The organism is Micromonospora sp. NPDC023633, from assembly GCF_040640035.1.
GTDB lineage: Bacteria > Actinomycetota > Actinomycetes > Mycobacteriales > Micromonosporaceae > Micromonospora.
Map to the genome: position 1 here is coordinate 14,659 of NZ_JBFABB010000096.1, position 13,387 is coordinate 28,045.

The following is a 13,387-nucleotide window of genomic DNA, read 5'->3' on the forward strand; positions in this document are numbered from 1 at the left end:
CGGCGCCCGGTGTGCCGGGTGCCGCCCCCGAATCGACCCGCCGTCACCGACGTGGGGGCGGCCCCGTCAACGGGCGCCCCGACCGCGGCGATTGGGGCCGGGGCACGAGCGGGAAGACCCCCCGGCGGCCTACCGGCCCCACGCGGCCCGGTCCCGCGGATCCGTCCGACCCACCCGTCGGCCGTCCGCCGCGCCGGCCCTCGGCGGCGGCACCGTTAGCCGTTCATCGCGAATGGGTACAACGCCCAGCACCTCGATCCACCACACCCTTGCGGAGGCAGCGATGCGCGGCACGTCGATATTCGGAGTCCTGGTCGTCATCTGGCTGATCATCGGCGCGGTCGCCGCCGGGCAGCGTGGCTACTACAGCGGTGACGACACGAACTGTGCCGAGGCCGGCACGATCCTGGTGACCATCGTGGCCGGGCCGCTGAACTACATCGGCGCCAACCCGAAGGTCGACTGCGCACTGCCTCAGCCGTCCAAGTAGGACCCTCGTCCTCCGGCCCGCGTCCTCTTGGGGCGCGGGCCGAACCGTGTCCGGGGACGCCGCGAGGTCTCCCCCGCTTCCTCTCCCCTCCCTCCGGCGGGGTGCGGTCGGGCTGTGACACCTTCGGCCTCCGTGCCCCCTCGGCCGCCGAGGGCCGGTCCGACGAGGCGCCCGAGGCGCGACCGCACCGGTCCCTCCTGGGCGCGTCCGGAGCGCCGCCGGCGGTCCGGACCTCGCGGCGGTGCGCCACATCGCGTACGGCATCCTAGGAGGCTGGGGTTCTCGGTGTCGGCGCCCCGGGTCCGCCGCCACGGCCCCGACGTTTGTCGGCCCGGGCGACGGGAACCGGCGTTGCGCCAGCGCGCCGCACGGGACGGGAGCACCGGGATGAGGATCGGCTACAAGCTCGCCTCGGAGGGGTACGGACCGCAGGAGATCATCCGCCAGGCCGTCCGGGCCGAGCAGGTGGGCTTCGACTTCGTCGAGATGAGCGACCACTTCCACCCGTGGCTCGACACGCAGGGGCACTCGTCGTTCACCTGGAGCGTGCTCGGGGCGGTCGCGGCGAAGACCGAACGGATCGGCCTGGCCACCGGGGTCACCTGTCCGACCGTCCGGTACCACCCGGCGATCATCGCGCAGGCCGCGGCGACCATGGCGCTGGTCTCCGACGGCCGGTTCACCCTCGGCGTCGGGGCCGGGGAACGGCTCAACGAGCACGTCGTGGGGCAGGGTTTTCCGAGCGTACGGGGCCGGCACGAGCGACTCCGCGAGGCGCTGGAGATCATCCGACTGCTCTGGCAGGGCGGCTACCGGTCGTACGAGGGCAGGCACCTGCAGTTGGAGGACGCCCGAATCTTCGACCTGCCGCAGACCCCGCCGGTGATCGCGGTGGCCGCGAGCGGCCGGTCCTCGGCGACGATGGCCGCCGAACTCGGCGACGGCCTCTTCGTCACCGAGTCGAAGGCGTCGATCGTCGAACACTACCGGCAGGCCGGTGGCGACGGTCCCCGCTACGCGGAGGTGCCGATGGCCTGGGCCACCGACGAGGAGCAGGCCGTACGGGCGGTGCTGGAGACCAGCCGGTGGATGGTGACCGGCTGGAAGGTGATGAGCGAGCTGCCGAACCCGGTCAACTTCGACGCCGCCAGCGCGTACGTCGAGGAGCGGCACGTGCGGGAGCTGTTCTCCGTCGGGCCGGACCCGGAGGCGCACGTGGCGGCCGTCCGCCCCTATCTCGAGGCCGGCTACGACCACATCGTGCTGCAGAACGCCGGCCCCGACCCGGACGGCTTCCTCGACTTCTTCGCCGACGACCTCGCCGCCCGGCTGCGCGCCCTCGGCTGAGCCGTCCGGGCGGGTCCTCGGGACGCGGGCGCGGTGCTGGCCGGCGGAGCGGGACGCACGGCGGACGGACCGGCGACGGACGGCGCGGCGGTCGCGGGCCCACGACGCGCGGCGGTCGCACGCCCACGACACAGAGGCGCGCACGCCTACGACGCACGGGGGCGCGTCCGGGCCCCGCCGCCGCGATCACGATGATCGGCTGGCGGGGTCGGACGCGCCCCCGGGGTGGGCCGGGACGGCCCGCCGACGGTCAGCGGAAGCAGTTCGGGACCGGCACCCTGCTGCCCTCGCAGTTGGTGGGCTCGTTGTCGATGATGTCGGTCTCGTCGTCGACCTTGACCCGGGCCTTGTCGACGAAGAGGCCGCCCGGCCGCACGGTGGCCACGTTGCCGGTGACCCGGCTGGAGTAGAGGGAGACCTGGCCCAGCGACGCGAAGACGCCGCCGCCCGTGGACGCCGCGCCCACGGCGTGGTTGCGGTCGACCTCGCTGTGGCGCACCAGGAGGTTCGACTTCTGGGCGTGGATCCCGCCGCCGGAGCCCCGCGCCGTGTTGCCCGAGACGACGCTGTCGTCGAGCGGGACCAGGCCCTGGAAGGTGGAGATGCCGCCGCCGTTGCCCGTGGCGGTGTTGTCGCGCACCTCCAGGCCGCGCAGGAAGATCAGCGCGTCCGAGTTGGCGATGCCGCCGCCGGTCTGGGCGGTGTTGCCCACCACCTTCGTGTCGGCGACCCGGGTACGGGCCGAGAAGCTGGCGATGCCGCCGCCCTGCGCCGCGTTGTTGCGCGCGAAGGTGCTCGAGTGCACCTCGGCCGCGCCCCGGTAGTTGGCGAAGCCGCCGCCGTACGCGACGGCGCTGTTGCCCCGGAACTGCGAGGTCTCCAGGCTCAGCACGCCACCGTTGAGCAGGCCCCCGCCCTTGCCCGCGGTGCCGGCGGCGTGGTTGTCGACGAACGTGCTCCCCTTGACCACCAGGTGGCCGTCGTTGAAGATCCCGCCGCCGCCCCCCTCCGCCGAGAGGGAGGTGCTGTCGACGATCGTGGTGCGCTCGACCACGGCGGACGCGCCGTGCACGACGTGGATGCTGCCGCCCTCGGCGGCGGAGAGGCCGTTGCGGAGCACGACGTCGGAGAGCGTCAGTTCCCCGCCGTCGCGCACGGTGAAGAACCGGAACGCCTCGGCGTGCACGTCCCGGACGATGGTGGCGCCCTCGCCCCGGATGGAGATCGGGTGGTAGATGACGGGCAGTCCGGCGCGGTCGTGCTGCGGGTTGCGCGGGGGCGCCTCGGCGTCGCCGGGGTTCTCCGCGCTGTCGGCGGCCTCCCGGGCGTCGCGGATCCCGCCGTCGTAGTCGTCGGGCTGCTGGAAGGCGTGGGTGAGCTCGTACGTGCACTTCGACGCCAGCCGCAGGTCGGCGCCGCCCTCGGCGTTGGCCCGGACCAGCGCCGAGATCAGCTTCGCCGAGTCGCACGGCACCGGGACCTCCGTGCGGTGCCCCTGGCCCGTGCGTCCGGAGCGGCCGTCCGGCTTCCCGCCGCGCCGTTCCTCGCGGGCGTGGTCGCGGTCCTCGACGGCGTCGCCGAGGTCGCGCTCGGCGGAGCGGTCGTCGGCCCGCAGCGCCAGCGACGGCGGGTCCGCGGCGGCGGGCAGGTCCCGGTCGGCGGCCACGGCGGCCACCCCCGTCAGCCCGGCCGCCCCGGCCACCAGGCTGCCCGCCACGAGGCCGCCGGCTAAGAACCACCGCGACCGCCGTCTGGGTGGTGCCGCCCGCCGGCCCCCTTGATACGTCGTCATCAGGCTTCCCTGCCTCTCGCGCGTGCGTGATCCGACCGCGTCGAACGGGACGCGGGGCGGCTGACGTCACGACAGCCGCCGAAGGCTCACGATACGACCGCGAAACGGGCAAGTCCGTCGAACATGAATAAAGGTACTATTCACCTTGACGGGCGCGATCGGGCGCGGCCCGCCCGGACCGGAACGGGAGGCCGGGTCAGCCGCCGACGTGGATGCCGGGCCGGCGGGCGGGGTCCGGCTCCGACTTGCGGATGATCTCCCGTACCACGGGCGGGGTGTCGCCGCGGCCGAGGATGAGGTAGCGCAGCAGGTGCCCGAGGGGGTTCCCCTCCGACCACTCGAAGTGCGCGTGCGGGCGTACGCCGGTGGCGTCTCGCAGCGCCAGCAGGATCGCCGCGATGGCGTTTGGCACCGCCGGGCTGCCGGCCCGCAGCACCCGGAAGCCGCCCACCTGGACGCCGTGCACCCGCAGCACCTGGCTGAACTCCGACGGGTCGACCACGTCGATCTCCAGGAAGAGGATGTCGCCCTCGCCGGGCACGGGGTTCATCCCCCGCTGCGCCCGCTCCTTGACCGTGTACTCCTTGACCGCGCCGCCCGCCCGCTTGTGGGCGATCAGGTGCAGCCGGCCGTCGTGCGCCAGCGACTCGGCGATGAACCGGCGGGCCGGCTCGTCGAACTCGATCCGCTCCGTGCGCAGCTCGGTGGTCCGGGTCACCCGCGAGACCAGCGAGACCACGACGATGCCGAGGATGAACAGCGCGGAGATGGCGATGCCGTCCGGCTTCGCGACGACGTTCTCGGCGAGGGCGTACAGCAGGACCAGGGTGAGCACGGCGAAGCCGCCGGCCGCGACGCGCTCCCGGCGGCGGGCCGCGGCGATCGTCACCGCCACGGCGGCGGAGACCATCATGGCGAGGATCCCGGTGGCGTACGCCCCGGCCTGGTCGTTGACGTCGGCCCGGAACACCAGGGTGATCGCGACGCTGACCGCCGTGTAGACGATCACGACCGGCCGGACGGCCCGGGCCCACTCCGGCGCCATGCCGTAGGTGGGCAGGTAGCGGGGCACGATGTTGATCAGGCCGGCCATCGCGGAGGCGCCGGCGAACCAGAGGATCAGCGCGCTGCTGACGTCGTAGACGGTGCCGAAGGCCTCGCCGAGACGCTCGTGGGCGAGGTACGCCAGCGCCCGGCCGTTCGCGGCCCCGCCCGGCGCGAACTCCCGGGCCGGGATGAGCACCGTGGTGACGAGGGTGGTCGAGACCAGGTACACCGACATCACCAGCGCGGCGGTGGTGAGCAGCCGGCGGGTGTTGCGGATCCGCGCCGCCAGCCGTGCCTCGCGGTCCGCGCCCGCGCCGCCCACCAGCGGCATCATGCTCACCCCGGTCTCGAAGCCGGAGAGCCCCAGCACCAGCAGCGGGAACGCCAGCACGGCGGTCACCGCCACCTCGCCGGGGCCGCCACCGGCGCTCAACGCGGCCGTCCAGTCCGCCAGCGTCCCCGGGTCCGTCGCGATCGCGACCAGCCCGTCCGCCACGATCAGCGCGTTCAGGGCCAGGAAGACCACGACCAGCGGAACGGCCACCGCGACCGCCTCGCGGAAGCCGAGCAGGAAGACCCCGCCGAGGACGAGCAGCAGTACGACGGTGACGCCGACCGCGACGCCCGTGCCGCCGACGCCCTCGGGCACGTGCGGGTTCTCCAGCAGGTGCACGGTGGCGTCGGCCGAGGAGAGGGTGATCGTGATGATCCAGGAGGTGGCCACGAAGCCGAGCAGGACCAGCACGAAGATCTTGCCGCGCCAGAACGGCAGCAGCCGTTCCAGCATCGCCACCGAGCCCTGCCCCTGCGGGCTCTCCCGGGCCACCCTGCGGTACATGGGCAGCATGCCGAACAGCGTCAGCGCGACGATGAGCAGGGTGGCCAGCGGGGAGAGCGCCCCGGCGGCCACCGCCGCGATCCCGGGCAGGTACGACAGGGTGGAGAAGTAGTCCACCCCGGTCAGGCACATGACCTGCCACCACGGGTGCGAGCGGGCCTGCCCCTCCGCCGCCTCGGGACCGAGCGGCGGCACCCGGTGCGCGAACAGCCACCGCCGCAGCGGGCTCAGCGGCGCGGCGGGCCGGGCGGGGCTGGCCTGCGCCTCCGGGACGGCGACCGGGCGCTTGGCGCGCTCGCCGGGACGTGTCGGGTCCCGGGCGGCGCGCAGGTCCCGTGGCGGGCCGGCGGGCGGCGGCCGGCGACCACGCGTGCGCCGCGACCTCGGCCCGTGCTCGTCACGCATGTCCCGTCCCCACCCTCGGCGGTCCTGACCCGACCGTAGGCGGTCGCCGGCCGGCGACCCGCCGGAACGGTGAAGCCGGGACGACTCAGTCGCCGACGCGGGCGGCCAGCGCCCGGGCCAGGGCGTCGGGGTCGGCCACGGTGACCGTCGCCCCGGGGTGCCGGAGCCACCCGCCGGGCAGCAGCGCGGGCACCGGCTCGGCGAAGCGGAGGCAGAGCCCGGCGGCGGTGCTGCTGGCGAAGGTGACGTCGGCGTCGGCCAGGGAGAGGCGCACGCCGATCCCCCGCCACCAGCGGTACGGCCCGGTCGGCGCGACGCCGACGACGTTGCGCCGGGCGGTGCGCAGCAGCCACGGGCCGAACCGGACCTCCAGCTCGGCCCCGTCGAGGCCGACCAAGGCGGTCGCGGGCCGGACGCCGACCAGCGCGAGGGCCGGGCGGAAGACCGGGTCGAAGCGGAACGCGAACCGCCGTGCCTCGCCGGTCATCGCGCGCCTCGGTTGCCGAGGCGGGCGTCGCGCGGTCGGGCGGGACGCAGCGGGGCGGCGGGCCGGGGGCGGGGTCGGGCGGCGGGCCGACGGGCCGGGTGACTCATGGCGCGGGCGTACCCCGTGCGGGCCGGCCGACACCCCCCGGGCCGGCCGACCCGCGCACCCTGCTCCCCCGCCCCGGCGTACCCCCGGACCGCGCGGACCGTCCCCGACCACGGGCCCGACGCCCCCCGGCGAACGAGCCCTGATCCCGGCCGGGACGCGTCCCCGCGCTCCGCCGGGTGCCGGATGCGGAGCGCGGGGACCCCCCGTCACGGCTACTGCAGGAACGCCCCGAGGGGCGAGAGCAGCAACCGACCGAGCGCCGCGGCGGTGTCGTCCAGCCGCGCGCGCTCGCACTCGTGGGCGGCCGGGTCGTGCCGGCACCGCCAGATCTTCTGCGCGTTGCGCCAGGCGACGTCGCGGGTGTACTCGACCAGTTCCCCCTGGTACCAGTCGTCGATGTCGCCGTTGAGCATGTCGATGAGCAGCTGCCACCGCTCCAGGTAGCCGCGCCGCAGACCGGGGATCTTGTCCGCGAAGATGTTGTTGATCTCCAGGTAGTCGCGGTGCTGGTCGGTGCCGTCCACCGGCTCCGACTCCAGGCTGTCGAACGTGGTCACCAGCGCGAACGGCAGGTCGAAGTTGATGTGGGCGTTCACCCCGGCGGCCGCCGACGGCAGCGGGCGGGCGTCCGGGCCGCGCATCCGCTCGAACAGGCAGGCCCACGCCTTCGGCGTGCCCGGGCTGGCGTCGGTCCACAGCCGCATCGCGTCGAAGTAGCGGGCGGCGAACTCCACGTCCAGCCGGGACAGGAACACCGGGTCGGCGAACCGGTCGTCGTAGAGGCCGTTCAGCACGCTCTCGGTGATCGTCAGGTAGAGCCGGTTGAAGTCGGCCAGCGGGCAGCTCGCCTCCAGCGGAGGAAGCCGGACCAGCATGTCCTGGAGCTTGGTGAGGTGGTCGACCACCGCCGGCGCGTCGGCGGGATGGTCGGCGAGCAGGTCGACGATGTCCCGATGCACGGGCCCCCACACCGGTTCCGTCATCTCTCCTCCACAGTGTTCCCGGCACCCCGTGCCGTCGGCGACGCAGCACAGCCTTCCAGCCGGCGGCGGCCGGCCGGATCAGTAGAACGACGTATCCCTGCCGCGCGTCAGCCGGGCCGGTTGCGTAGGAAGATCGCGCTGGCCTGCACCCGGGTGCGGACCTGGAGCTTGTCGAAGATGTGCGAGACGTGTACGCCGATGGTGCGCTCGCTGATGAACAGCCGCTGGCCGATCTCCCGGTTGGTCAGCCCCTCGGCGACCGCGGCGAGCACCTCCCGTTCCCGGGCCGTCAGCGCCGCCAGCTCGTCGCCCGCCGCCCCGGCGGCCGGCCCGCCGGTGGCCGGGCGATCCTCCAGCGACACCCGCGCCCGGCCGGCGAGGGTACGGATCTCCGAGGTCAGCGGCACCGCGCCGAGCCCCTGCGCCACCTCGTACGCCTGCCGCAGCAGCTTGGCCGCCGTGGCGCTGCGGCTGCGCCGGGCCAGCAGCGCCTCCGCCTGCCGCAGCCGGGAGTAGGCCGCCGGGTAGGGGTGGTGGCGGCGGTCCCACTGCGCCACCGAGCGGGCCCACAGCTCCGGGTCACTGCTCTCCAGGCGGCTCACCTCGGCGGCGCACAGCGCCAGGAAGCCGTCCACCACGTCGCGCACCGGGCGGGCGGCATGCTCGCTCTTGCGGGCGACCCGGTCGGCCACCTCCCGCAGCCGCCGCACCGCCGTCGGGTCGACGGCCACGGCGCGGCTGGCGTGCGCCTCGGCCTCGGCGCGCAGGCCGTGCCACACCAGCGCGGCGAGGATGCCCACGTCGTCGGAGCGGCTCTCGGTCAGGCCGCGCTGCACCGCCTGCCGGGCCAGGTCGTGCCGGCCCTGCCACATGGCCAGCCCCGCCCGCAGGGTGAGCAGCGGGATCACGTGCCGCGCCCCGCCGCCGGCGAGCACCGTGGCCACCGCGTCCAGGTCGCGGTCCGCGGCCTCGATGTCGCCGTAGCCCACCGACAGCCGGCAGCGCGCCAGCAGCAGCTCCACCGCGTCGGCGCCGGAGGGCCGGTGCCGCAACGCCGCCGCGACGACCTTCTCCGCCTCGGCCCACTGGCCGACCCGGAACAGCCCGTTCGTGGCGATGGCCAGCAGCCGGGTCTCGTACGTGCGGCCCAGGCCGAGTTCGGCCACCCGCTCGGCGCCCCGGCGGGCGACGACGACACCCTCCTCCAGGACGTTCAGCGGGCCGGTCAGCAGCTCGGCCAGGTGCAGGTACGCGCAGGCCACGTCCTCGGGGCGACCGGAGCGCTCGGCGGTCTGCAGCGCGCGGCGCATCACCGCCAGCCCGGCGTCCGGGTCCTCCAGGTACGCCTCGGAGAAGCCGAGCGCGGCGCTGGCCAGCACCACCTCCGACGTGGAGCCTGTCACCTCGGCGGACAGCTCCAGCGCCTCCCGGGCCCGTCGGCCGGCGTCGGCGTAGCGGCCGAGGTGCAGCAGCAGCTCCGCCAGGTGCGCCGCGGCGGTGGCCCGCTCCCGGGGCGTGCAGTCGGCGGCCTCCAGGGCCCGCTGGTATTCCGCCTCGGCCGGCGCCGACCGGCCGGCGGCGGCCAGGTAGCGGGCCCGGCGGATGTGCAGCGCGCAGGCCGACGGGCCGCCGTCGGCGGCGGCCAGCTCCTCCAGCAGCGCCAGCGCCCGGGCGTGCTCGCCACAGTGGTGGGCGGCCTCGGCGGCGTGCCGGAGCAGGGTCACCCGGTCCACGTCCGGCGGTGCGACGCCCGGCGAGGCGGCCAGCTGCAACGCGACCGACCAGTGCCGGTGCGCCTCGGCGTAGCCGTGCAGCCGCTCGGCCTCCCGGGCCGCGGCCATCGCCGCCGGCAACGCCCGCGCCGGCTCGCCGGCCAGCCGCCAGTGGTGCGCCAGGCGTGCCTGGTGCAGCTCGGCCGGGGCCGCGGTGAGCGCCTCGGCGTAGCGGCGGTGCAGGGCGGCGCGCTCGGCGGGCAGCAGCTCGTGCTCCAGCACCTCGGCGACCAGCCGGTGCCGCAGCCGGTAGCCGTCGTCCGCGCTCACCAGCAGCCGGTGGGCGACGGCCGCGCGGACCGCCTCGATCACCTCTTCCTCGGGCAGCCGCACCACCCGGGCCAGCAGCCAGTGCTCCACCGGTTCGACGCCGGCCGCCACCGCGTGCACCACGGTGTGCGCGTGCCGGGGCAGCGCGTCCACCCGGGCCAGGAAGATCTCGCGCAGCGTGTCGGAGAGCCCGTCCCGGCCGTCGCGCAGGTCGCGGGCCAACTCCTCCACCACGAACGGGTTGCCGCCGCTGCGCCGCCACACCAGCTCCGCCGCCTCACCGGCGAGCGGCCGGCCGACCACGGCGGCGGCGAGCCGGTCGGTGTCGGCCCGGTCCAGCGGGGCCAGGTCGAGCACCCGCACCGTCCGCAGCCGGCGCAGCTCGGTGAGCACCCGGCGCAGCGGGTGCGCGCCCTGCAACGACTCGGCCCGCACCGCCGCGAGCACGGACAGCTGGAGGTCGCCCAACCCGGCCAGCAGATAGAGCAGCAGCTGCCGGGTGCTGCGGTCGACCCACTGGAGGTCGTCGAGGACGAGCACCAGCGGCCGGCCCTCGGCGATCAGGTGCAGCCCTCGGGAGACCCGCTCCAACAGTGCCCCGGCTCCGTCCGGGCCGGCGGTCTCCTCGGCGAACATCCGCAGCAGGCCACGGACCGCCGAGGAGGTCCGGGCCTGGGAGCCGGTCAGCTCGGCGTCGAGGCGGCGCAGCGCCTGCAGCAGCGGGTGCAGGGGCGACGCGTCGCCGATGTCCAGACAGGAGCCGGTGAGCACCAGGGCCCCGGCGTCGCGCAGCCGGGCGCCCACCTCGCGCAGCAGCCGGGTCTTGCCGACGCCGCTCTCGCCGGTGAGGAAGACCGCGGCGGTGTGCCCCTGCGTGACGTCGTCGAGCAGCGCGGACCGTACCGTCGTCACCAGGTCGGCCCGGCCGACGAGTGGTGCGGTGTCCACGTCGCTGGCCATGGCACGCAGCCTAGTCACAGGCCCCCGCACCGTTCTACGGGTCTTTCGCGCCTGTGGTACTCCCCGCGTCGACATTGCGACCGAAGGTTGCGCACGCGGCGACATACGTCGTTCGGCAGATCCCCCGTCGGCGGATCGGTGACAGTGTCCGAGGCGTCGTCAGACACCGCGGGGAAAGGCGGGTGCGATGCCCATGCCCATGCCCACCATCGTCGCTGGTCAGCAGCGGTTCACGTCGGCAGGCTGGCCGGTGCCGGAGGAGAGACGCCTCGTCACCGTGCTGTTCGTCGACATCGTCGGGTCGACCGCGCTCGTCGACCGGCTCGACCCGGAGGACGTGCGGGCCCTGCAACGGGCGTACTTCGACACCGTCGGCGGGGTGCTGCGCCGGTGGCACGGGGTGGTCGAGAAGTACGTCGGCGACGCGGTGATGGCCCTGTTCGGGGCGCGCCGGTCCGACGGGTTCGACGCGTACCGGGCGGTGCGGGCGGCGCTGGAGATCCAGGGGGCCCTCGACCGGCGGCCGCCGCCCGGCGCGCCGCGCCTGCGGGTCCGGGCCGGGGTGGCCACCGGCGAGGCGCTGGTGGACCTGGCCGCGGCGCGCGACGGCGGGCACGGCGTGGCCAGCGGCGCGGTGATCACCACAGCCGCGCGGTTGCAGGAGTACGCCCCGCCGGGCGGGGTGGCGCTCTGCGCGGCCACCCACCGCGCCACCGTGGGGCTGGTCGACCAGCGCCGCGTACCGCCGGTGGCCCTGGCCGGCAAGGCGCTGCCGGTCGACGTGTGGCACGCCACCGGCACGACCCGACCGGCCCCGCCCCGGCACGAGGGGCCGCTGGTCGGGAGGCGACGGGAACTGGCCGCCGCCCGGGACCTGATCGTCCGGGCCGTCCGGGACCGCAGCCCTCGTTGGCTGTCGCTGGTCGGTCCCGCCGGCAGCGGGCGCAGCCGGCTGCTGCACGAGCTGACCCGCGCGGTGCGGACCGTGGACGGGACGCCGGCGCGCTGGTGCGTCGCGCACTGCCCGCCGTACCCGGAGCCCCTGGCCCCCGTCGCGGACCTGGTGCGCGGGCTCGCCGGCCTCCGCGCCGGTGAACCGCCCGCGACGGTACGGCGACGACTCACCGCCGCCCTCACGGACCTGGTGCCGCCCGGCAGCCTGACCGAGGCGGTGTACGCGCTGGAGGCGCTGCTGGCCGCGCCGCACGGCTCCGGCGACGCGGCGCGGGGCGCCGAGGTGGCACGGGAGGCGCTGCTGGGGCTCGCCGCCCGGCAGCCGGTGATGGTGGCGGTGGACGACCTCGACCGGGCCACCGCCGCGCTGAGCCGCTTCCTGCACCGGCTCTTCGCGGCGGCCACCGCGCGGTCGCTGCCGCTGGTGGTGGTGGCGCTGCACCCTCCGGAGTGGGCGGACGTGCTGCCCGGTCCACGGGACCGGCGGCACCGGCTGGCGGTGCCGCCGCTGCGCCCGGTGGAGACCGGCCGGCTGCTGCGCCACCTGCTCGGCCGGGCCGACCAGCCGGCGGCGGTCGCCCGGCTGCTGCCGCTGGTCGGCGGCAGTCCCGGGCGGGCCGCCGCGTACGTGGCGTCGCTGGGCGCGGCGGCGTCCGTGCCGGAGGCGGTGCGCCGGGAGGTCGACGCCCGCCTGGACCGCCTCGACGGGACGCGGCGGGCCGTGCTGATGGCCGCCGCGACCGTCGGCACGGGGATCACCGCCGCGACGGCGGAGCGCCTGCTCGACTGGGCGTCCGGGCGGGCCACCCCGGTGCTGCGCGCCCTGACCGCGACGGGTCTGCTGGCCGCCCGCGCCGACGGCCGGTACGCCGTCGCCGACGCGGTGGTCCGCGAGGTCGCGTACGCGCGGCTGCCGAGGGCGACGCGGGCCGCGTTCGCCCGCCGGGCGGGGCGGCCGGCGGAGGCGGACGCGCCGCCGGCGCCCGTGGTCGATCGCGCCGCCGGCGCCCACGTGCGGCCGGTGGTCGCCGCCTCCTCGGAACGCGCCGGGTCCCACCGGGTGGTGCAGCTGGGCGGATGGACCGCGACCCGCGGTCGCGTCCCCTCGGCCGCCCCCGCCCCGACGGCCGACCACGACTGCACGGCCGGCCACGACTCCACGGTCGACCTCGGCCACGCGGCCGGTCCCGACCGGGCCGTCGGCCCTGACGGGACGCTCGGCCCCGGCGGGGCGCTCGGCCCCGGCGGGGCGACCGCCACCGGCCTCGTACCGGCCGCCGCGTCGGCGTCGGCCGTGCCGGTCCTGTCGACCGTGTCGGTCCTGTCGGGCGGGGCGGTCGGCGGTGGGGGCGTCCCGTCCGCCGGCGGAGCGGGCGCGTCGGCGCGGCGGCAGGGGCGCGCGCGAAGGCCGAGATGGGTCCTGCCGCGCGGCACGCCGGTCGCGGCGTGAGCGGGCGGCGCGCCCGTCGCGCCGGTCGGTGGGCGGTGCGCCGGTCGCGGCGGCGAGCGGGCGTAGGGGCGGATCTCCCCCACGATCCAAGCTAACAGGCACCGGATCCGGGCGGTATCGGGCGGCCGACCGAGTGCGCGGGTCGGCCCGACTGGCTAGTGCGGTGTCCATGAACCTTTGCCGGGTTCGTTGGGGTGGAATTGTCGTACCGGTGGTGTTGGCTTCGGTTTGTGCCTCGTCGTCGGGATTCTGCTGCGCCTGCGGTGGTGTATCGCACCGCTCGTATGGCGGTGCGGGTGACGCCCGCGCAGCGGCGGCGGTGTTTCGGGCTGCTGCGTTCGGCCGGTGATGTGTGGGCGTGCGTGCTGGAGGTCAACGCGTGGCGGCGTCGCCGCCGGGATGCGCCGCTGGCCGGTTATCAGGAATTGTGCCGGGAGTTGTCCGCCTCCGGGCCGGGCACCTTCGCCGAGCTGGACTCGACGGG

9 protein-coding genes are annotated in these 13,387 nt (G+C 75.9%); 4 read left to right on the forward strand and 5 right to left on the reverse strand.

Features of this window, described 5'->3' with window-relative positions; translation table 11 throughout:
- The first annotated feature begins 283 nt into the window (after positions 1 to 283).
- Together AB0G13_RS25420 and AB0G13_RS25425 are read left to right on the forward strand one after the other, a co-directional pair.
- The gene (locus AB0G13_RS25420; RefSeq protein ID WP_357878918.1) at positions 284 to 490 is read left to right on the forward strand and encodes a hypothetical protein; all 207 of its coding nucleotides are present in this window, start codon (positions 284 to 286) and stop codon (positions 488 to 490) included.
- Positions 491 to 877: 387 nt separating this feature from the next.
- A complete protein-coding gene (locus AB0G13_RS25425) occupies positions 878 to 1,837 on the forward strand; it encodes a TIGR03557 family F420-dependent LLM class oxidoreductase (protein ID WP_357878921.1) in 960 nt (319 codons plus the stop codon).
- A gap of 250 nt (positions 1,838 to 2,087) precedes the next feature.
- Here the strand turns inward: AB0G13_RS25425 and AB0G13_RS25430 are convergent, their stop codons facing one another.
- The 5 genes from AB0G13_RS25430 to AB0G13_RS25450 form a co-directional block, all read right to left on the reverse strand.
- Positions 2,088 to 3,629 (reverse strand): hypothetical protein, encoded by a 1,542-nt coding sequence (locus AB0G13_RS25430; RefSeq protein WP_357878924.1) that lies wholly within the window; start codon positions 3,627 to 3,629, stop codon positions 2,088 to 2,090.
- Positions 3,630 to 3,825: 196 nt separating this feature from the next.
- A complete protein-coding gene (locus AB0G13_RS25435) occupies positions 3,826 to 5,919 on the reverse strand; it encodes an amino acid transporter (RefSeq protein WP_357878927.1) in 2,094 nt (697 codons plus the stop codon).
- 85 nt (positions 5,920 to 6,004) lie between these two features.
- On the reverse strand, positions 6,005 to 6,406 hold the full coding sequence (locus AB0G13_RS25440; RefSeq protein ID WP_357878930.1) for a hypothetical protein: 402 nt from the start codon (positions 6,404 to 6,406) through the stop codon (positions 6,005 to 6,007).
- A gap of 320 nt (positions 6,407 to 6,726) precedes the next feature.
- Positions 6,727 to 7,497: a DUF5995 family protein gene (locus AB0G13_RS25445; protein ID WP_357878933.1), complete on the reverse strand. Its 771-nt coding sequence runs from the start codon at positions 7,495 to 7,497 to the stop codon at positions 6,727 to 6,729.
- A 107-nt stretch (positions 7,498 to 7,604) separates the two neighbouring features.
- Positions 7,605 to 10,499 carry an AAA family ATPase gene (locus AB0G13_RS25450; protein ID WP_357878936.1) on the reverse strand — a complete coding sequence of 965 codons (2,895 nt, stop codon included), beginning with the start codon at positions 10,497 to 10,499 and terminating at the stop codon, positions 7,605 to 7,607.
- A gap of 187 nt (positions 10,500 to 10,686) precedes the next feature.
- Here AB0G13_RS25450 and AB0G13_RS25455 point away from each other — a divergent pair, with 187 nt between their 5' ends.
- Together AB0G13_RS25455 and AB0G13_RS25460 are read left to right on the forward strand one after the other, a co-directional pair.
- On the forward strand, positions 10,687 to 12,903 hold the full coding sequence (locus AB0G13_RS25455) for an AAA family ATPase (protein WP_357878938.1): 2,217 nt from the start codon (positions 10,687 to 10,689) through the stop codon (positions 12,901 to 12,903).
- Positions 12,904 to 13,199: 296 nt separating this feature from the next.
- Positions 13,200 to 13,387: hypothetical protein (locus AB0G13_RS25460; protein ID WP_357878941.1), on the forward strand; the 188-nt coding region annotated here is incomplete at its 3' end.

Excerpts from the sequence above, each read along its gene's own strand:
- AB0G13_RS25445 (WP_357878933.1), bottom strand. The coding sequence starts at position 7,497 with ATGACGGAACCGGTGTGGGGGCCCGTGCATCGGGACATCGTCGACCTG.
- AB0G13_RS25425 (WP_357878921.1), top strand. The coding sequence starts at position 878 with ATGAGGATCGGCTACAAGCTCGCCTCGGAGGGGTACGGACCGCAGGAG.
- AB0G13_RS25455 (WP_357878938.1), top strand. The coding sequence starts at position 10,687 with ATGCCCATGCCCATGCCCACCATCGTCGCTGGTCAGCAGCGGTTCACG.
- AB0G13_RS25435 (WP_357878927.1), bottom strand. The coding sequence starts at position 5,919 with ATGCGTGACGAGCACGGGCCGAGGTCGCGGCGCACGCGTGGTCGCCGG.
- AB0G13_RS25440 (WP_357878930.1), bottom strand. The coding sequence starts at position 6,406 with ATGACCGGCGAGGCACGGCGGTTCGCGTTCCGCTTCGACCCGGTCTTC.
- AB0G13_RS25420 (WP_357878918.1), top strand. The coding sequence starts at position 284 with ATGCGCGGCACGTCGATATTCGGAGTCCTGGTCGTCATCTGGCTGATC.
- AB0G13_RS25450 (WP_357878936.1), bottom strand. The coding sequence starts at position 10,499 with ATGGCCAGCGACGTGGACACCGCACCACTCGTCGGCCGGGCCGACCTG.
- AB0G13_RS25430 (WP_357878924.1), bottom strand. The coding sequence starts at position 3,629 with ATGACGACGTATCAAGGGGGCCGGCGGGCGGCACCACCCAGACGGCGG.